Source organism: Methylobacterium haplocladii (assembly GCF_007992175.1).
Classification (GTDB): Bacteria; Pseudomonadota; Alphaproteobacteria; order Rhizobiales; family Beijerinckiaceae; genus Methylobacterium; species Methylobacterium haplocladii.
Genome location: NZ_BJZT01000007.1, coordinates 1 through 17,012, shown reverse-complemented (window position 1 = coordinate 17,012; position 17,012 = coordinate 1). Strand labels below are relative to the sequence as shown.

The window sequence follows — 17,012 nt, the reverse complement described above, 5'->3', positions numbered from 1 at the left end:
TTAGGAAGGGCGCGAGCCCGAGTCAAACGGAGGTGGAGCCGGATCGGTCGGGGATCCGACGGTCCATCGGCTCTTCCCGCCCCGGCCCCGGTGGCCGGCACCAGCCTCCGCAGGCTCGGCCACCGGGCTCAATGCGCCGTGTGCGACGCGACCTGCGCCGAGCGCTCGCGGCGGCGCTCGATCGAGGAGGGAATCCGCAGGGATTCGCGGTACTTCGCCACCGTGCGCCGGGCGATCTCGATACCCTCGCCGTGCAGGCGCTGCACCAGGGCGTCGTCGGAGAGTACGTCGCCGGCCTCGGCGTCGACGAGCTGCTTGATGCGGTGGCGGACGGCCTCGGAAGAATGCGAGGCCGCTCCGGCCGCGCCGGGGATCGCGGCGGTGAAGAAGTACTTCATCTCCAGCGTGCCGCGGCTGGTGCCGATCGACTTGTTCGAGGTCACCCGCGAGACCGTCGACTCGTGCATGCCGATGGCTTCGGCGACCGTCTTGAGGTTGAGCGGGCGCAGATGCGCCACGCCGTGCACGAAGAACGCGTCCTGCTGGCGCACGATCTCGGTGGCGACCTTAAGGATGGTGCGCGCCCGCTGCTCAAGCGAGCGGGTCAGCCAGTTCGCGGTCTGCAGGCATTCCGAGAGGAAGGACTTGTCGCCCTCGGCAACCGCACCCTTCGACACCCGGGCATAGTAGCTCTGGTTGACCAGGACCCGCGGCAGCGTCTCGGAATTCAGCTCGATCAGCCAGGAGCCGTCCGGCGCGGCGCGCACGAACACGTCCGGGATCAGCACCTCGACGGCATGGGCGCCGAAGGCCCGGCCGGGCTTCGGGTCGAGCCGGCGGATCTCCGAGAGCATCTCGACGAGATCCTCGTCGTCGACCCCGCAGAGCCGGCGCAGCGCGGGAAAATCGCGCTTGGCCACGAGGTCGAGGCGCGAGACCAGCGCCTGCATCGCCGGATCGAACCGGTTTTGTTCGCGCAACTGAATTGCCAGGCATTCGGCGAGGTCGCGGGCGGCGACGCCCGGCGGATCGAAGGTCTGGACGAGCCGGAGCACCCGCGCCACGCGGTCGAGGCGCGCGCCGAGGCGCTCGGCGACGAGATCGAGGGACTCGCGAAAGTAGCCGGCCTCGTCGACGGCATCGATCAGGAACCCGCCGATCAGCCGGTCCTGCGGATCGCGCGTCGCGAGGTCGAGCTGGGCGACGAGGTGCTCGCGCAGGGAGATCTCGGCGGTGAGGCTCGCCTCGAAATCGGGAAGCTCGCCGTCGAAGCTGCCGCCGGTGCTGCCATAGGGTGCGGGCGTCAGCGAGAGCTGGTCGCCCGACCCGGATTCGCGCGGCATCGGGTTCTCGTCGGCGAAGACGTTGTCGAGGCGCGTGTCGAGGACGCCCTCCATCTCGCTGGAGCTCTGGCTCAGGTCGCTCGCGAGCCACGACTCGGTCTCGCCGGGCTCCGACGGCTCGCGGTCATAGGCGACGTCGGCCTCGGCCGCCGGCTCGGGTTGGTCATGGGCCGAGGCCGGCTCGCCCTCGATGCGCTCCAGCAGCGGATTGCGTTCGAGTTCGGCATCGACATAGGCTGCGAGATCGAGCTGCGAGAGCTGCAGCAGCTTGATCGCCTGCAGAAGCTGCGGCGTCATCACCAGGGCCTGGCCCTGACGCATCTCGAGCCGTTGCAGCAGACTCATCGCGAAGCCCGATTCTCCGTTGTGGAACGAACGAGATCCGGCAGCGAGCGAGCCGGATCGGCTGTCGGCACAATTCTTGCTTCTTCTAACTCTTCAAGGCTTAGACCCAACGGCACCGCGCGTCAAAGCGTGTTTGTACCGTGGAACCGTGAATGCCGTGCATGGCGGCAGCACGGCCACAGGCACCGCCGTCTCGTCCACGAAGCACGGGTGCAGGCGAGATTCCGCCCGGATCTCTCAAGAAAGGCTTGCCGCCACGCAGACCGGTGCGGGCCGCCGTGATCTTGGTTCGCGAGGCGTTAGCGGAGAGCCCTACGCAGGGCCTCGGATCCCGAGCGATACATCGCTGTTCAGGTGGTCGACGACACGCGCGTCGTCATCCTGGGGCGCCGCAGGCGAACCCAGGATCCAGAGCCGCCGACGGAGCCATGTTCGGCACACGCGGCGGATCTGGATTCCGGGCTCCGCTACGCGGCCCCGGAATGACGAGCGTGTGTGAGAAACACCGAGGCAACCGGCCTAAACCCGCCTTCGAAGCCGCGGTCGTCAAAGGCGAAAGTCCTCGCCCAGATACAGCCGCCGCGCATCCGGGTTCGCCACGATCTGCTCGGGCGTGCCCTCGGTGAGGATGCGGCCGGAATGGGCGATGTAGGCGCGGTCGATCAGGCCCAGCGTCTCGCGGACGTTGTGGTCGGTGATGAGCACGCCGATGCCGCGGCGCTTGAGGTGGCCGACGAGGTCCTGGATGTCGCCCACCGCGATCGGGTCGATGCCGGCGAAGGGCTCGTCGAGGAGGATGAAGGTCGGCGAGGAGGCGAGCGCGCGGGCGATCTCGCAGCGCCGCCGTTCGCCGCCGGACAGCGCGATCGAGGGCGACTTGCGCAGGCGCGCGATGTCGAACTCCTCCAGCAGCGAGTCGAGCTTGCGGGCGCGCTCCTTGCGGTTGGGCTCCGCGACTTCGAGCACGGCGCGGATGTTGTCCTCGACCGTGAGCCCGCGGAAGATCGAGGCTTCCTGGGGCAGGTAGCCGATGCCGAGGCGCGCGCGCTGGTACATCGGCAGGTGGGTGATCTCCATGCCGTCGAGGCTGATATGGCCGCGGTCGGCCGGCACCAGCCCGGTGATCATGTAGAAGATCGTGGTCTTGCCGGCGCCGTTGGGGCCGAGCAGGCCGACCGCCTCGCCGTTGCGTACCGTGAGTCCGGCCTCGTGCACCACGGTGCGGGCGCCGTAGCTCTTGCGCAGGCCGGTGACGTGGAGGATGCCGGGGCCGCCGCCGGCTTCGATCGGGCCGCTCGGCAGCGCTCGGGCCTCGGGCGCCGGTCCGGCGGGCTTGCCGCCGCGGCGGATCAGGCGGCGCACGAAGGACGCGGCGCGGGGTAGGGCGCCCGCGTCGGAGCCTGCACGCAGCGGCAGCGCGGCCGGAACTGTCGGAAGGGCCGTCACGCTCAGTTCGCCTGCGCCCGCGTCTTGCCGGATGGCTTTTCGGGCGGCGGTGCCGCGGCCTCCGCCGGCTTCGGCTTGCCAGCGACAGCCGGCGGCTGCGCGCAACCCTTGGAGGCACCCTTGCCGCCGGCGGCATCGGCCTTTTCGCCGGGCACGAACATCGCCGAGACGCGGCCGTTGCTGCCGGGATCCATGTTCGCGCGGCCGGAATCCATGTCGTAGACGAGGCGCGAGCCGCGGGTAACGTTGCGGCACTGGCTCAGCACGACGTTGCCGGTCAGAACGATGCGGCGGGCGACCTGATCGAAGGTGGCGTTGTCGCCGGTGGCGACCTGGTCCTTCTGCACGACGGTGACCGGGCCGGCGCAATCGACCTTGCGGATGCCGTTCTCGGCCATCTCGGCCTGGCTCTTGCCGGCCGCCTCGTCGTCGCCCTTGTCGTCCGGCTTGTCGGTCTTCTTGGCGTCCTTGTCCTTGCCGCGCTTGTAGAACACGGTAAGCGCCGAGCAGCGGATGGTGGCGTCGCCCTGCACCGCCACGACGTTGCCGGCGAAGATCGCCTTGTTCTCCTTGTCGAACACGTCGAGGCGGTCGGCGTCGATCTTGATCGGCTCCTTGCCGCTGCCGCCGAGGGCCCCGAGAGGCGATTCGGACTTGTCCTTGGCGTCCTTCGCGAAGGCGACCGGAGCCGCAGGGGCGAATGCCAGCCCGAGGGCCAGGATGAGGGCCAGCACACGCACGCTCATGGCCGGACCTCCGCGCCATCCTTCGGCGCCTCCGCCGCAGAGGTGCGGACGCGCTCGGACGCCTCGCCGCCCGCGGGAGCCTTCGTCTTGTCCGTCCCCTTGCCGGTCCCCTGGAACTGGGCGTGGACGTTGCCGATGAAGGAGATCACCTTGCCGCTCTCGACCACGTCGAGGCTGTCGGCGGTGACCGAGCCGTTCGGCACCGTGACCGTTACCGTCTCGGACGACTTCACCGAGCCGGCCTTGAAATCGACGGAGGCCGACTGGAGCCGGGCTTCCTCGCCCTTGTCGGTCCAGAGGCGGATGTTGTCGTGGAGGGTGAGCGATTCCTTGCTCGAATCGAACAGGCCGCCCTTCGCCTCAAGATGGGCGAGGCCGCCCTTGTCGTCGGTGGCGATATGGCCCTTCATGGCCTGAAGCTCGATCAGCGCCGGCTTGCGCACGTCCTGCAGCGCCGAATCGGCCGTGACCTCGTAGCCGCGCTCGCCCTTCTTGAAGCCCGAGAGCTTCGGGTTCTCCATGGTCACCTTGGTGCCCGAGACGCTGACCGGGCCGATGCTGACACTGGGGATGCTGCCGGCGAACGGGCTCCAGAGTACGACGCCCGCGATGCCGAGCACGGCGATTCCCGCCGTGACCGGGATGATCCGGCGCAGCACCCGCACCCGCGCGGAGTGACGCACGGCGCGGCCATGCGCCCGCGTGCGGCGCGCATTCTCGTTGGCGGCGCCCGCGAACGTCTCGATGGTGTCGGCCACCTGCATCGGCTTCCTGAGAGGCTTCAAGTCCGCGAGTGCGTCCTCTCCCACACCGACGGTCGGGGCATGGCACTGCAACCGCCATGCCCACGGGCGGTGGCGAAGTTATGGCCTCGACTTCGAAGAATGATCAATCGCGGGCGGGTGCGCGCCGGCACATGGGCGGGCCGTGTGGCTTTAAGGCGAAGATCTCACGAACAAGGCCATCGTGCTCTGGCAAGCACGACTGCGCGCCGCCGCCGATGCAGCGGACGGCCCATCAGGGTCAGGTATGCGCGAAAATATCGGCCTCCGCCCAGCCGGCGAGGTCCAGCTTCGCGCGTGTGGGCAGGAAGTCGAAACAGGCCTGGGCGAGGTCGGTGCGGCCCTCGCGGGCGAGCATCGTGTTCAGACGGTCGCGGGCGGCGTGCAGATGCAGCACGTCGGAGGCCGCATAGTCGAGCTGGGCCTGGCTCAGCGTCTCGGCGCCCCAATCCGAGGATTGCTGCTGCTTCGAGAGATCGACGCCGACGAGTTCGCGGACCACGTCCTTGAGCCCGTGCCGGTCGGTGTAGGTCCGGGCGAGCTTCGAGGCGATCTTGGTGCAGTAGACCGGCCCCGGCATCACGCCGAGCGCGCGAAACAGCACCGCGAGATCGAACCGCGCGAAGTGGAAGATTTTTTGGATGCTCGGATCGCCCAGGACGCGTTTGAGGTTCGTGGGATCCGGACCGCCGAGGGGGATCTGCACCACTTCGGCATTCCCGTCGCCGCGCGAGATCTGCACGACGCAGAGCCGGTCCCGGTGCGGGTTGAGCCCGAGCGTCTCGGTGTCGATGGCGATGGCGCTGCCGGGCTCGAAATCGGCAGGCAGGTCGCCGCGGTGCAGGCGGATGATCGGTTGGGCTGGCATTCTACTTCGATGGTTTCGCGCTGGTGCGCGAAGACCGCGCGTCTTCCGCGCCTAGCACCGCCGGGATCGGGCGGACAAGGGTGCGCGGTCGCGCAGCCTTGCGGAAGCGCGCGGGGACCGAACCCCGCGCGAAAAACCCAAGAAACTACTTCTGCTTGGCGATGATCTGGTCCTTGATCCCCGCATAGACGCCCTCGGGGATGATCTTCTTCTGCACCAGCTCGTCCTTGCCCTTGTAGGGGCGGCCCTTGACGATCGCCGCGGAGCGGACGTCGCCGATGCCCTTGAGCTTGCTCAGTTCTTCGGCGGTGGCGCTGTTCAGGTCGAGCAGCGGGGTCTTTGCGGAATCCTTGGCCGCATCCTTGGCCGGCGCGGCGGCGGGTGCCGCGGACGGGGAGGCCTTCATCGGGGGCGTGGCGGGGCTCGCCGACTGGGCGAGGACGGGTGTGGCGGCAAGGCAGGCGAGAAGGGCCAGCGCGCGCAGGGACATGGACATCATGGACGGGTCTCCCGACGGCGGATCGTGATCGCCGTGCCGCAGCGTTCTGCACGGCGGTGCTTGAACCGCGATTGAACGGCGGAAATCCGATCGCGCGCCGTAACGGATCGCCGACGGCGTCCGTATAGGCTCACGGAGCCCGCCCGGCTCGTCCCCTTGCGACTGGAGAGCCCCGTGAACGCGATCGTCCGAACTTTCATCGACAGTCCGGAGCGGCTGTCGCGGCCGCTGCTCTTCCTCGGGCCGCTCGCGGCGCGGATCGTGGTCGGCTGGGTGTTTCTCTGGAGCGGTTGGACCAAGCTCCACAACCTGCCGCAGATGATCCAGAACTTCTCGGAATGGGGCATCCCGTATCCGGAGGTCATGACGCCGTTCGTGTCGGGCGTGGAATTCGTCGGCGGGCTTCTGCTGCTGCTCGGCCTGTTCACCCGGATCGCTGCGCCCATGCTGGTCGTCGTGATGGTCGTCGCCACCATCGCGGCCAAGCTCGATCAGGCCGATTCCCTGGAGACGCTGCTCGGTTTCGAGGAAGTCGCCTACATGGCGCTGTTCGGCTGGCTCGGGGTCGCCGGCCCCGGTCCCGTCTCGCTCGACCATCTCCTGCAGCGCATGACCGGCTCGGAATCCAGCATTCGGCGGCGCGCGAACCCATCTAGCCAGTCGGAACCGGCGCGGGTATAAGCCCCGCCTCGAACCCGATGTCCCATTCGCGGTGCCGGCGGTCTGCCTCGACGAAGGCGGCCCGTCAGAGCACCGCTTTTGCCTTGAGAAGACCCCGATGGCCGTTCCGAAGCGCAAGACCTCCCCCTCCCGGCGCGGCATGCGCCGCTCGGCCGACGCCCTCAAGGCGCCGACCTATGTCGAGGACAAGGATTCGGGCGAGCTGCGCCGTCCGCACCACATCGACCTGAAGACCGGCATGTATCGCGGCCGTCAGGTGCTCAAGGTGAAGTCGGCCGAGGCCTGATAGCTAAGGCCGCCGGCATCGACACTATCGGCGATCGGCAAGGGCAACGACGATGCGCCGCTCATGCGGCGGATCGCTCCGACAGCTAACTGACGTAAGATTCTAATCGGGGGCGGGCGCGTCAGGCGCGCTGCCTCCCGCGAGTGACACCTGCCACCCGTGCGTAGAGCGCAACGGCCGTCCGCGTCCGCTCCGAGCGCGCGACCCGCAGTGCCGGATTCGTATCGACGATCAGTTGCGCCAGGAAGCCTGCCATCGGGCGCCCGCCAGAAGCCCGGCGGGCTGGCTCGTCACGGCCGTCTCCCGGGGAGACGACGACGAGAGCGCGGCACGGATTCTCCGCCCCACCCTCATCCTGCGTCCCAACCCGGTCCATCGCCGTCGCCTCCGCGCGCTGTATGAAGACAACTGCGCAAGGTCGAGGCCGATCGCAAGGTTTCTTTGCCGATCCTTACGAAAAGGTTACCGCCTCAAAGTGCCCTCCGGCCAACCGGACCCGGTTCGCCGGAAAAAAGCGCGATCGAACGAGGGCTCGGAGCCGCGCACGGCCCCAGCGAAGCGCTATTTCTTGGCGAGCGCGTCGAGGCGGGCCTGCATCTCGAGCATCTGACGCTTCAGATCGTCGAAATCGGACGAGGCCGGGGCGGCCGTGGTCGCCGGAACCGAGGCGCCCGGCTTCGCCCCCGGTGGCGTGAAGCCGCCGGTGAACATCTTCATGGCGTCGCCGAAGAAGCTCATGTTGGCCCGCACCTGCTCCTGCAGCGCCTGCTGGAACACCCCGGGCCCGAAGCTCTGGAAGCTCTGCGAGAATTTCTCGCGCAGGCCGTCCTGGTCCTTGGCGAAGTTCGCCATCGAGAATTCCAGGAAGCTCGGCACCATGATCCGCATGCTGTCGCCGTAGAAGCGGATCAGCTGGCGCAGGAAGGCCACCGGCAGCAGATTGTCCTCGCCCGCCTTGTTCTCCTGCTCGAAGATGATCTGCGTCAGGACCGAACGGGTGATGTCGTCGCCGGAGCGGGCATCGTAGACGACGAAATCCTCGCCGCTCTGCACCATGCCCGCGAGATCCTCCAGCGTGACATAGGTCGATGTGCCGGTGTGATAGAGCCGGCGATTGGCGTATTTCTTGATGACGGTCTGATGCGACTTGCCGTTGTCCGCCATACCCGCGGCACTCCCCGCTGCGTTCGTGATGGCGCGCATCGTCAAAGCCCCGCAAGAACGCGGCCCCGTCGGCGCCCGCCCATCCGCAATGGGCAACCTTAAGGCTTTCGCAGCGCGACGAAAACAGCAATCTGACCCGGTTTCCCGCACATTCTCGCGCATCGATGCGGGTTTGACCCGGGTGAGATGCCCGTTCCGGCCACGAGGCTGCTTGACATCGCCGGGGCCAGAGCTTTCTTCCGTCAGGCACGGCAAGTGCGCGGACGCCGACAAGAGCGAAGCCGCGCCCCGGTGAGGAGACAAGCGAGATGGCCAGCGAAGAGATCGTCATTGTCGGAGCGGCTCGAACCCCGGTGGGTTCGTTCGCGGGCGCTTTCGGCTCGACCCCGGCGCACGAGCTCGGCGCCGTCGCGATCAAGGCCGCGCTCGAGCGCGCCGGCGTCTCGCCCGACGACGTGGACGAGGTGATCTTCGGCCAGGTGCTCACCGCCGGCGCCGGCCAGAACCCCGCCCGCCAGGCCGCCATCGGCGCCGGCATCCCGGACAAGGCCACCGCCTGGGGCCTCAACCAGGTCTGTGGGTCGGGCCTGCGCACCGTCGCCGTCGGCATGCAGCAGATCGCCAATGGCGACGCGACGATCATCGTCGCCGGCGGCCAGGAATCGATGTCGCTGTCGCCCCACGCCCAGTACCTGCGCGGCGGCCAGAAGATGGGCGACATCAAGCTCGTCGACACCATGATCAAGGACGGCCTCTGGGACGCCTTCAACGGCTACCACATGGGCACCACCGCCGAGAATGTGGCGGAAGCCTTCCAGATCACGCGCCAGCAGCAGGACGAGTTCGCCACCGCCTCGCAGAACAAGGCCGAGGCCGCCCGCAAGGAAGGCCGCTTCAAGGACGAGATCGTCGCCGTCACGGTGAAGGGCCGCAAGGGCGACACCATCGTCGACACCGACGAGTACATCCGTGACGGCGCCACCCTCGAGAGCATGGCCAAGCTGAAGCCCGCCTTCTCGAAGGAGGGTACCGTCACCGCCGCCAACGCCTCGGGCCTCAACGACGGCGCCGCCGCCCTGGTGCTGATGTCGGCCTCCGAGGCGAAAAAGCGCGGCCTGACCCCGCTCGCCACCATCAAGTCGTGGGCCACCGCCGGCGTCGACCCGAAGGTGATGGGCACAGGCCCGATCCCAGCCTCGCGCAAGGCGCTGGAAAAGGCGGGCTGGCAGGCTTCCGAGCTCGACCTGATCGAGGCGAACGAGGCCTTCGCCGCCCAGGCCTGCGCCGTGAACAAGGACATGGGCTGGGACACCTCGAAGGTGAACGTCAACGGCGGCGCCATCGCCATCGGCCACCCGATCGGAGCGTCGGGCGCCCGCGTCCTGATCACCCTCCTGCACGAGATGAAGCGCCGCGACGCCAAGAAGGGCCTCGCCACGCTCTGCATCGGCGGCGGCATGGGCGTCGCGATGTGCGTCGAGCGTCCCTGAGCGCCGTCGCGGCGATGGGACGGGAGCGCCCGTCCCATCGCCTCAAGAAAAATTCAGCCAAAAGCCTTTGAAGGGCGCTGAAATTTAAATGCCGTGCAGGCGGTGACGGCAGCCGGCAGAATGCGACATCCCCCGGCGGGCTTGAGCGCCGCGCCGGGCGTTTCGACGAAATTCAAACAAAAAACGGAGGAAATCATGGCTCAGGAACGCGTCGCCCTCGTCACGGGTGGAACGCGCGGCATCGGCGCCGCCATCGCGAAGGGTCTTCAGGCCAAGGGCTACAAGGTCGCCGCCAATTACGGCGGCAACGACGAGGCCGCCAACGCCTTCAAGGCCGAGACCGGCATCCCGGTCTTCAAGTTCGACGTCGGCGATTACGCCGCCTGCGAGGCCGGCATCAAGCAGATCGAGGCCGAGGTCGGCCCGATCGACATCCTCGTGAACAACGCCGGCATCACCCGCGACGGCGCCTTCCACAAGATGAGCTTCGAGAAGTGGCAGGCGGTCATCAAGACCAACCTCGACTCGATGTTCACCTGCACCCGTCCGCTGATCGAGGGCATGCGCTCGCGCAATTTCGGCCGCATCATCCTGATCTCGTCGATCAACGGCCAGAAGGGCCAGGCCGGCCAGACCAACTACTCCGCCGCCAAGGCCGGCGTGATCGGCTTCGCCAAGGCGCTGGCCCAAGAGAGCGCGGGCAAGGGCATCACCGTCAACGTGATCGCACCGGGCTATGTCGCCACCGAGATGGTGATGGCTGTGGCCGAGGACATCCGCAACAAGATCATCTCCACGATCCCCGTCGGACGTCTCGGCGAGGCGGAAGAGATCGCGCGTGCCGTCGAGTATCTCGCAGCCGAGGATTCCGGCTTCGTCACCGGCTCGACGATCACCATCAACGGCGGCCAGTACATCGCTTGAGTCGATAGAGGTCGTCGGCCGCAAATAACCCTCCCCCCTCTGCGGGGGAGGGTGCCCTGCGGATGCAGGGCGGGAGAGGGGCTGGCTCTGCATTCTCCGGGAGCGGCGCTCCCCTCTCCCGACCTTCGCCGACGCGAAGGCCACCCTCTCCCGCAGAGGGGAGAGGGTTCCGCGCCAAGACGTCAGCCATCGCGTCCATCCGCCCTGATGAAATCGACGAAGGCTCGTAGCGGTGCGGGCATGTGCCGGCGGCTGGCGTAGTAGAGCCGCGGCCCGGAAAAGCTCGGCAGCCAGTCCTGCAGGAGCGGCACGAGAGTGCCGGCCTTCAGGTCGACCGACAGATACTCCTCGAAGGTGCAGACGAGGCCGAGGCCCGCGCGGGCCGCGTGGACTTCGAGTTCCGGCGTCGTCGCGACGAGCGGCCCGGAGGCTGCGATGCGGACCGTCTCTCCGTCCTTCTCGAACTCCCATTGCGCCGTCACGCGGCTGGCGAAGCGATGGCGGATGCAGGCGTGGCCGAGGAGGTCGCGGGGATCCCGCGGCATGCCGCGCGCGGCGAGGTAGCCGGGTGCGCCGGCAAGCACGAAACGCTGCCGACGGGGGCCGATGGGCACGGCGACCATGTCGCGCTCGACGCGCTCCTCGTAGCGGATGCCGGCATCGCACCCCTCCGCCAGCACGTCGATGAAGCTGTCGTTGGTCTCCACCTCCAGGCTGACCCCGGGATAGGCCGCGAGGAAGCGCGCGACGATGTCGGGCAGGACGTGTCGCGCCACCACCGTCGGCGCATTGAGCCGGAGAGTCCCGGCCGGACTGTCGGCGGAGCCGTTCACGGCCGCCAGCGCGTCGGCGATCTCGCGCACCGCAGGGCCGAGGCGTTCCAAGAGCCGCGCGCCGGCTTCCGTCGGCGTGACGCTGCGGGTCGTGCGGTTGAGGAGCCGTGCACCGAGCCGGGCCTCCAGCCGGCGCAGGGCGTCGCTGAGGGCCGAGGCCGAGGCGCCCTGGAGCTTCGCCGCCCCACGAAAGCTGCTGGCGCGGGCCACCGCGACGAAGGCATCGAGGTCCGCGAGGTTCGGGTCGGGCATCGTGCGGATTTCCGGACAAGGCGTACGCGTCGAGCCGGGTTATCGCACGATGCTCCGTGGCGCATATCCCTCGCAGATGTTTCCCGTGAAACATGTGAGAGGCGCATCATGGCCCAGACCCAGAACTCCAAAACCGATCTCGGCGGCCGCTTCACCCTGCCGGGCACGTCGCTGACGCTGAACCGCCTCGGCTACGGCGCCATGCAACTCGCCGGACCCGGCGTCTTCGGGCCGCCGCGCGACAAGGACGGGGCTCTGGCCGTGCTGCGCGAGGCGGTGAGCCTCGGGGTCGACCACATCGACACCTCGGACTTCTACGGCCCGCACGTCACCAACCGGATCATCCGCGAGGCGCTGCACCCCTATCCGGCCGAGCTGACCATCGTCACCAAGATCGGCGCGCGGCGGGGCGAGGACAAATCCTGGCCGGCAGCCTTGTCGAAGGCGGAACTGACCTCGGCCGTCCACGACAACCTGCGCAACCTCGGGCTCGACGCCCTCGACGTGGTGAACCTGCGGATGTCGGCGGGCCACCACCACCCGGTCGACGGCCCGATCGAAGAGCCGTTGGACACCCTCGTCGAGCTCAAGCAACGAGGCCTCGTGCGCAACATCGGCCTGAGCCACGTGACGGCGGGTCAGGTCCAGGCGGCGCGGGCGATCACCGAGATCGTCTGCGTGTAGAACCAGTACAACCTCGCCCACCGCTCGGACGACGCCCTGGTCGATAGCCTTGCGGCCGACGGCATCGCTTACGTGCCGTATTTCCCGCTCGGCGGGTTTTCGCCGCTGCAATCCGCGACGTTGTCGGAGGTGGCGACCGAGCTGGAGGCCACGCCGCTGCAGGTCGCGCTTGCCTGGCTGCTGCAGCGCGCGCCCAATATCCTGCTGATCCCCGGCACGTCGTCGGTGGCGCATCTGCGCGACAACCTGAAGGCCGCCTCGCTGCGGATCCCACCGGAGCAGGTCGCGCGGCTCGGCGCGATCGGATCGGGCAAAGAGGCCCAGGATTCGGCACTGCCGCCGAACGGTTGAGCCGTGCGCATCCGACGTTCCGAGAACCGGCGGCGGCCGTTCAGGACGATTCTCTAGCGCGGCATAGGCCGCCAGTCCGGTGGGGCGATCTCGAAGCCCGCGAAGCTGAAGCCCGGCGAGACGGTGCAGCCGACGAGGGTCCAGGCCCCCAGGCTCACGCAGGTCTGCCAATGGCCGGCCGGCACCACGAGCTGCGGGCGCTGGCGACGCGTGAGGTCCGGGCCGAGATGATGAGCCTCGGCGTCGTGGCCGTTGCCGCTCATCGTGATCACCAGCGGCGCACCGGCATACCAGTGCCAGATCTCGGCGGCGTCGACCCGGTGCCAGGCCGAGACCTCGCCGACGTCGAGCAGATAGTAGATCGCGGTGCCGACCGAGCGGCCGTCGATCTCGCGGGCATCACGAAACGTCTCGCGATAATGGCCGCCCTCCGGATGCGGCCGCAGGCCGAGGATCGTGATCACCTCGACGGCGCTGAGCTCGTCCATCATCCGCGGTCTTCCCCCCAGCTCGGGCACGAGCCAGCCCTTATAGCGCACGAGACGTCCAACGCGCGCAGCCAGGCCTGTCGGCGACGAGGCGACGGCTACCGCCGCCGGTCTCTTACCGATTTCGGTCGATGGGATCGGTATGCGGCACGTCTCCCTCCATCTTCGAGGGAGATGGCCGCGCAGCGGACGGAGGCGGCGGCGTGGTGGTTTGCGGCCTCGCGGGGTCAAAACGCGGCCCACTCCACAGCGCTGCGCGCGGTCCCCCTCGCCCACCGGGCGAGGAGCGGTGCGGCGACCGATCCCGATCGACCGGTCTCACTCGGAGAGGGCGCCCTGAGGTAAATTGAATTGTCGCTGCTGCACGGCAGGCCGCGGTGACGGCGCGCCCGGCGAGGCTGCGCCGAGGGAGGCAGGGGGACGGCCGAGGGAGGCGGGAGGCGGAGAACCGGTCTGGTCGGCCGTGGCCTTCTTCAAGGGCCGCGCCTTGCCGTCCTTTCGGGCCACCGGCGCGGGCGGTGCCTTGGCGGCCGGTGCGGTGCCGCAGGCCTTGAAGCGCATCTGCGCCAGAGGCGTGCCGGCGTCGGAGACGATGTCGAAGCCGTCCGGCAGGCTGCCGAGCGCGGCGCCCCAGCGGATCGGGCCGCCGAGCAGGCCCTCCAGCGCGGCCGGCGAGGCGCCGCGGCGCAACGCCGTGAGGTCGCGTCCATAGGCGGTGGCGAGCTTGTCGCCGATGACGAGCTGGAGGACCCGAGTGACGTCCGGCGTCAGCGGCCGCAGGGGATTGTCGATGGTGACCGAGCCCGCCCGGGTCACCCAGAGCGAGAACCCCTTCGGCCCGTCATACTGCACCGCCTGATCCGGATCGCAGGCGACGAGCGGCGCGGCGAAGGTGCCCTGCGACGGCGAGGCCGGCGCGCTCGCGGCCGGCACGGGTGATTCGTCGGCGCCCGTGCGGAGTTCCGGCGTGCCGGTCTCGGCCTTGGGAGCGGGTTTGGGCTTCGGATTCGGCTTGGGACGCGGCTTCGACTTGGCGGGCGCGTCGGCGGTGGGCGACGGGGCGGCCGCCTCGGGCTCCTGGCCCAGGGCCACGCCGGCCGACAGCAGCGCCGCGGCAACGAGCGCGCCTCTCAGACACGACCGCACCATCATCGCACCGGGCGCCCGCGTCGATTGCCGGGCCGGGCCGGTATCTCCGACGGGTCGTCGATCAGCTTGGCTTCGATCATCTCAGCCTCGATGGTCTTCACGTCGATCACGGTACCGTCCGCCGGTCCGGCATCGCTCCATTCGGCATCGACGATGGGGCGCGTGCGGTCGATCGGGCTCCGCGGGGCAGGGCGCAGGGATCGGATCAGCAAGTCCTCGTCGCCCTCGGCGAGATCCACCTCGCGCTGCATGCGCAGGGGCGGCCGACGGGCCTGCGCCGACATCGCCGCGGCAAAGGCCAGGGCGAGACCGGCGACCGCGATCGCGACGAGGATCAGGAGCGTTTCCATGGCCGCAGACAGCGTTACTCCACCTCGCTCCCGGTTGCACCCGGCACGTGCGCGCGCCGGCGGCAGGACGGGCCGCCGAGGAACGGTCCTTGCGTCGCCCGCCCGACGATGAGAACACCGCGGCCGTGACGGGCGCGGCACCGACGACGGCGGAAGGTTTTCCGATGCCCCTCGACGACCGCTCCACGGATTCCCTCTTTCTCGGCGAAGACCCGGTGACCGCGATGCCCGACGATCGCTCCCCCGCGCGCCCGATCCCGGCCACTCCGGAGGACTTGGAGATCGCGCTGCTCGAACTGGTTGCGCAGTCGCGCGCCCAGGCGGCCGAGGATCCCTTTCGCAATCCCGTGCTCGCGGTGACGCTGGCGATCACCCGGCGGTTCGACCGCGAGGAGATCGGCGAGGACGATCTCGACGCGCTGTTCGCACGCCTCAGGCGCCACGCCCTCGACGAGCGGGCCGGGCGGCTGCGCGCCTATGTCGGGCTCGGGGACGACGCAGCCGACGGCGTGGAGGCGGATCTCGCCGGGCGACTGGTGGCAGGGATCGCCCGGCGCCAGGGCGACCTGGAGGCGTTTCGCGATCTCGTCGGCCGCACCGCCTTCGCGGCGGTGTTCACGGCGCACCCGACCTTCGGCATGCCGAAGGCCGTCGCCGCCGCGATCGCCTCGGCCGCCTCGACGACGGACACGGCCGCCCGATCCGCGCTCGTCGAGAAGGCTGCCTCGCTCTCGACCCGGCCCGATCCGAAGATCAGCCTCGACGACGAGTTCGAGCAGGCCTGCATCGCGGCCAATCACGGTCGCAGTGCGCTCGACGTCTTCAACGGCGCGCTCCTCGACGCGGCCCGCGAGCGCTGGCCCGACCGCTGGACCGAGACCGTCCCGAAGCCCTTCGCCATCGCCTCCTGGGTCGGCTGCGACACCGACGGGCGCACCGATATCGGCTGGTGGGACACGCTCCGCTACCGGCTGATCTCGAAGCGGATGCAGTTCGAGCGCGTCCTGCGCGACCTGCCCGACGTGCCGGCGACCCGCGTGGCGCGGGACCTGACGGCGGGCGCTCTCGACTCGGTCAAGCGTCAGCTCGCCGGCGCCCCGCTGCTCGGCACCAAGCCGACGCTTGAAGCCGTGCACCGCTTCGCCCTGGCGCTGATCATCGAACGGGAGCGCGCGCAGGTCGATTCCGGCCCGCTGCTCGCCGGCCTCACCGCGGCGATCAGCGCGGCCGATTCGGATGCCGACCGGCGCACCATCGCGGTGCTGCGCTCCGGCATCGCGGCGCACGGCCTCTCGAACGCCCTGCCACATTTCCGGCTCAACGCCAGCCAGATCCACAACGCCGTGCGCCGGGTGATCGACCTCGAAGGCGAGCCCACCGACGCCGCGCAGCGCCGCTCGCACCTCTCGACGATCAACACCCTGCTCAACGACGTGCAGCCGGTGCCGGTGGATTTCGGGGCGCTCGCCGCCGAGCGCGCCTCGGCCGCGCGGCTGATGATGACGATCGCGCAGATCCTCAAGCACGTCGACGGCACGCACCCGGTCCGCTTCCTGATCGCCGAGACCGAGACCGGCTACACGCTGCTGGCCGCGCTCTGGCTCGCGCGCCATTACGGTGTCGCCGACAAGCTTGAGATCACGCCGCTCTTCGAGACCGCCAGTGCCCTCGAACAGGGCATCCGCGTCCTCGACGATGCGCTCCGCAACCCGCATTGGCGCCGCCACCTCAAGCGCCTCGGCCGGCTCTGCGTGCAGTTCGGCTATTCGGATTCCGGCCGCTATGTCGGCCAGCTCGCCGCGACCTTCTGGATCGAGCGCCTGCGCCTGCGCATCACCGAGCTGATGGCGCAGAACGACCTCGCCGACGTCGAGCTCGTGATCTTCGACACGCACGGCGAGTCGATCGGGCGCGGCGCGCATCCGACCAGCCTGTCCGACCGCCTCGCCTACCTCGCCCCCGAGGGCGCCCGCGAGAAGAACCGGGCGGCGGGGATCAAGGTGCGGCTCGAATCGAGCTTCCAGGGCTCCGACGGCTATCTGATGTTCGGCTCAGGTCCACTTGCCCGCGCCAGCGTCTCTCGGATCGCCGAGCACGTCTTCGCGGACGAACTGACGGACGACGACGCCTTCGCCGACTATGTCATCAACGATGCGCCGGCAGCCAAGCGTGAGGGTGGCGATCCGATCTATGCCGAAGCGGATTTCGCCGCCGAGTTCTTCCGCGCCGCCCGGCAGGAGATGGAGGCGCTGGTCGAGGATCCGGGCTACGCCGCGTTGCTGGGTACCTTCGGTCCCGGCCTCATCGACCGCACCGGCTCGCGGCCCGCCG

The 17,012-nt window shown here is 69.1% G+C and carries 16 protein-coding genes and 1 pseudogene; 6 read left to right on the top strand and 11 right to left on the bottom strand.

Features of this window, described 5'->3' with window-relative positions:
- Positions 1 to 128 precede the first annotated feature (128 nt).
- The 6 genes from rpoN to MHA02_RS04250 all read right to left on the bottom strand — a co-directional run bounded on the left by rpoN (position 129) and on the right by MHA02_RS04250 (position 6,029).
- Positions 129 to 1,688: an RNA polymerase factor sigma-54 gene (rpoN, locus tag MHA02_RS04275; protein ID WP_147076858.1), complete on the bottom strand. Its 1,560-nt coding sequence runs from the start codon at positions 1,686 to 1,688 to the stop codon at positions 129 to 131.
- Positions 1,689 to 2,234: 546 nt separating this feature from the next.
- The gene (lptB, locus tag MHA02_RS04270; RefSeq protein ID WP_373318410.1) at positions 2,235 to 3,134 is read right to left on the bottom strand and encodes an LPS export ABC transporter ATP-binding protein; all 900 of its coding nucleotides are present in this window, start codon (positions 3,132 to 3,134) and stop codon (positions 2,235 to 2,237) included.
- 2 nt (positions 3,135 to 3,136) lie between these two features.
- A complete protein-coding gene (locus MHA02_RS04265) occupies positions 3,137 to 3,880 on the bottom strand; it encodes an LptA/OstA family protein (protein ID WP_147076856.1) in 744 nt (247 codons plus the stop codon).
- Positions 3,877 to 4,644 carry an LPS export ABC transporter periplasmic protein LptC gene (lptC, locus tag MHA02_RS04260; protein ID WP_147077066.1) on the bottom strand — a complete coding sequence of 256 codons (768 nt, stop codon included), beginning with the start codon at positions 4,642 to 4,644 and terminating at the stop codon, positions 3,877 to 3,879. The genes MHA02_RS04265 and lptC overlap by 4 nt, the downstream gene beginning before the upstream one ends.
- 259 nt (positions 4,645 to 4,903) lie before the next feature.
- A complete protein-coding gene (locus tag MHA02_RS04255) occupies positions 4,904 to 5,530 on the bottom strand; it encodes a ribonuclease D (RefSeq protein ID WP_147076854.1) in 627 nt (208 codons plus the stop codon).
- Between the two features lie 145 nt (positions 5,531 to 5,675).
- Entirely contained in the window at positions 5,676 to 6,029 is a 354-nt protein-coding gene (locus tag MHA02_RS04250; RefSeq protein ID WP_147076852.1) for a ComEA family DNA-binding protein, read from the bottom strand.
- Between the two features lie 174 nt (positions 6,030 to 6,203).
- Between MHA02_RS04250 and MHA02_RS04245 the strand changes: the two genes are divergently transcribed.
- The gene (locus MHA02_RS04245) at positions 6,204 to 6,710 is read left to right on the top strand and encodes a DoxX family protein (protein WP_174804646.1); all 507 of its coding nucleotides are present in this window, start codon (positions 6,204 to 6,206) and stop codon (positions 6,708 to 6,710) included.
- A gap of 97 nt (positions 6,711 to 6,807) precedes the next feature.
- Positions 6,808 to 6,996: a 50S ribosomal protein L32 gene (gene rpmF / locus MHA02_RS04240; protein WP_003601373.1), complete on the top strand. Its 189-nt coding sequence runs from the start codon at positions 6,808 to 6,810 to the stop codon at positions 6,994 to 6,996.
- A gap of 561 nt (positions 6,997 to 7,557) precedes the next feature.
- Here rpmF and phaR read toward each other — a convergent pair.
- The gene (phaR, locus tag MHA02_RS04230; RefSeq protein WP_147077046.1) at positions 7,558 to 8,160 is read right to left on the bottom strand and encodes a polyhydroxyalkanoate synthesis repressor PhaR; all 603 of its coding nucleotides are present in this window, start codon (positions 8,158 to 8,160) and stop codon (positions 7,558 to 7,560) included.
- A gap of 308 nt (positions 8,161 to 8,468) precedes the next feature.
- On the opposite strand from phaR, the gene MHA02_RS04225 reads away from it, so the two are divergent.
- Together MHA02_RS04225 and phbB are read left to right on the top strand one after the other, a co-directional pair.
- Positions 8,469 to 9,650 (top strand): acetyl-CoA C-acetyltransferase, encoded by a 1,182-nt coding sequence (locus tag MHA02_RS04225; protein ID WP_147076848.1) that lies wholly within the window; start codon positions 8,469 to 8,471, stop codon positions 9,648 to 9,650.
- A 195-nt stretch (positions 9,651 to 9,845) separates the two neighbouring features.
- On the top strand, positions 9,846 to 10,574 hold the full coding sequence (gene phbB / locus MHA02_RS04220) for an acetoacetyl-CoA reductase (protein ID WP_147076845.1): 729 nt from the start codon (positions 9,846 to 9,848) through the stop codon (positions 10,572 to 10,574).
- Positions 10,575 to 10,756: 182 nt separating this feature from the next.
- Here the strand turns inward: phbB and MHA02_RS04210 are convergent, their stop codons facing one another.
- Positions 10,757 to 11,659, bottom strand: a complete 903-nt coding sequence (locus MHA02_RS04210) for a LysR family transcriptional regulator (protein WP_147076843.1) — start codon at positions 11,657 to 11,659, stop codon at positions 10,757 to 10,759.
- Positions 11,660 to 11,767: 108 nt separating this feature from the next.
- Between MHA02_RS04210 and MHA02_RS04205 the strand changes: the two are divergent.
- A pseudogene (locus tag MHA02_RS04205) lies at positions 11,768 to 12,694 on the top strand (aldo/keto reductase family oxidoreductase).
- 53 nt (positions 12,695 to 12,747) lie between these two features.
- Here MHA02_RS04205 and MHA02_RS04200 read toward each other — a convergent pair.
- The 3 genes from MHA02_RS04200 to MHA02_RS04190 all read right to left on the bottom strand — a co-directional run bounded on the left by MHA02_RS04200 (position 12,748) and on the right by MHA02_RS04190 (position 14,681).
- Positions 12,748 to 13,185, bottom strand: a complete 438-nt coding sequence (locus MHA02_RS04200; RefSeq protein ID WP_147076842.1) for a cupin domain-containing protein — start codon at positions 13,183 to 13,185, stop codon at positions 12,748 to 12,750.
- Between the two features lie 315 nt (positions 13,186 to 13,500).
- Complete coding sequence (locus MHA02_RS04195; protein ID WP_170249012.1) at positions 13,501 to 14,331, bottom strand: hypothetical protein; 831 nt, start codon at positions 14,329 to 14,331, stop codon at positions 13,501 to 13,503.
- On the bottom strand, positions 14,331 to 14,681 hold the full coding sequence (locus MHA02_RS04190) for a hypothetical protein (RefSeq protein ID WP_147076838.1): 351 nt from the start codon (positions 14,679 to 14,681) through the stop codon (positions 14,331 to 14,333). The genes MHA02_RS04195 and MHA02_RS04190 overlap by 1 nt, the downstream gene beginning before the upstream one ends.
- 224 nt (positions 14,682 to 14,905) lie before the next feature.
- Between MHA02_RS04190 and MHA02_RS04185 the strand changes: the two genes are divergently transcribed.
- Positions 14,906 to 17,012, top strand: a 2,107-nt coding sequence (locus tag MHA02_RS04185; protein WP_147077043.1) for a phosphoenolpyruvate carboxylase, incomplete at its 3' end; no start/stop codon positions are given.

Bases quoted from the DNA above. Each gene is read 5' to 3' on its own strand.
- MHA02_RS04225 (WP_147076848.1), top strand. From the start codon at position 8,469: ATGGCCAGCGAAGAGATCGTCATTGTCGGAGCGGCTCGAACCCCGGTG.
- phaR (WP_147077046.1), bottom strand. From the start codon at position 8,160: ATGGCGGACAACGGCAAGTCGCATCAGACCGTCATCAAGAAATACGCC.
- MHA02_RS04200 (WP_147076842.1), bottom strand. From the start codon at position 13,185: ATGATGGACGAGCTCAGCGCCGTCGAGGTGATCACGATCCTCGGCCTG.
- MHA02_RS04265 (WP_147076856.1), bottom strand. From the start codon at position 3,880: ATGAGCGTGCGTGTGCTGGCCCTCATCCTGGCCCTCGGGCTGGCATTC.
- MHA02_RS04210 (WP_147076843.1), bottom strand. From the start codon at position 11,659: ATGCCCGACCCGAACCTCGCGGACCTCGATGCCTTCGTCGCGGTGGCC.
- MHA02_RS04195 (WP_170249012.1), bottom strand. From the start codon at position 14,331: ATGGTGCGGTCGTGTCTGAGAGGCGCGCTCGTTGCCGCGGCGCTGCTG.
- MHA02_RS04255 (WP_147076854.1), bottom strand. From the start codon at position 5,530: ATGCCAGCCCAACCGATCATCCGCCTGCACCGCGGCGACCTGCCTGCC.
- phbB (WP_147076845.1), top strand. From the start codon at position 9,846: ATGGCTCAGGAACGCGTCGCCCTCGTCACGGGTGGAACGCGCGGCATC.
- MHA02_RS04190 (WP_147076838.1), bottom strand. From the start codon at position 14,681: ATGGAAACGCTCCTGATCCTCGTCGCGATCGCGGTCGCCGGTCTCGCC.
- rpoN (WP_147076858.1), bottom strand. From the start codon at position 1,688: ATGAGTCTGCTGCAACGGCTCGAGATGCGTCAGGGCCAGGCCCTGGTG.
- MHA02_RS04250 (WP_147076852.1), bottom strand. From the start codon at position 6,029: ATGATGTCCATGTCCCTGCGCGCGCTGGCCCTTCTCGCCTGCCTTGCC.
- rpmF (WP_003601373.1), top strand. From the start codon at position 6,808: ATGGCCGTTCCGAAGCGCAAGACCTCCCCCTCCCGGCGCGGCATGCGC.
- lptC (WP_147077066.1), bottom strand. From the start codon at position 4,644: ATGCAGGTGGCCGACACCATCGAGACGTTCGCGGGCGCCGCCAACGAG.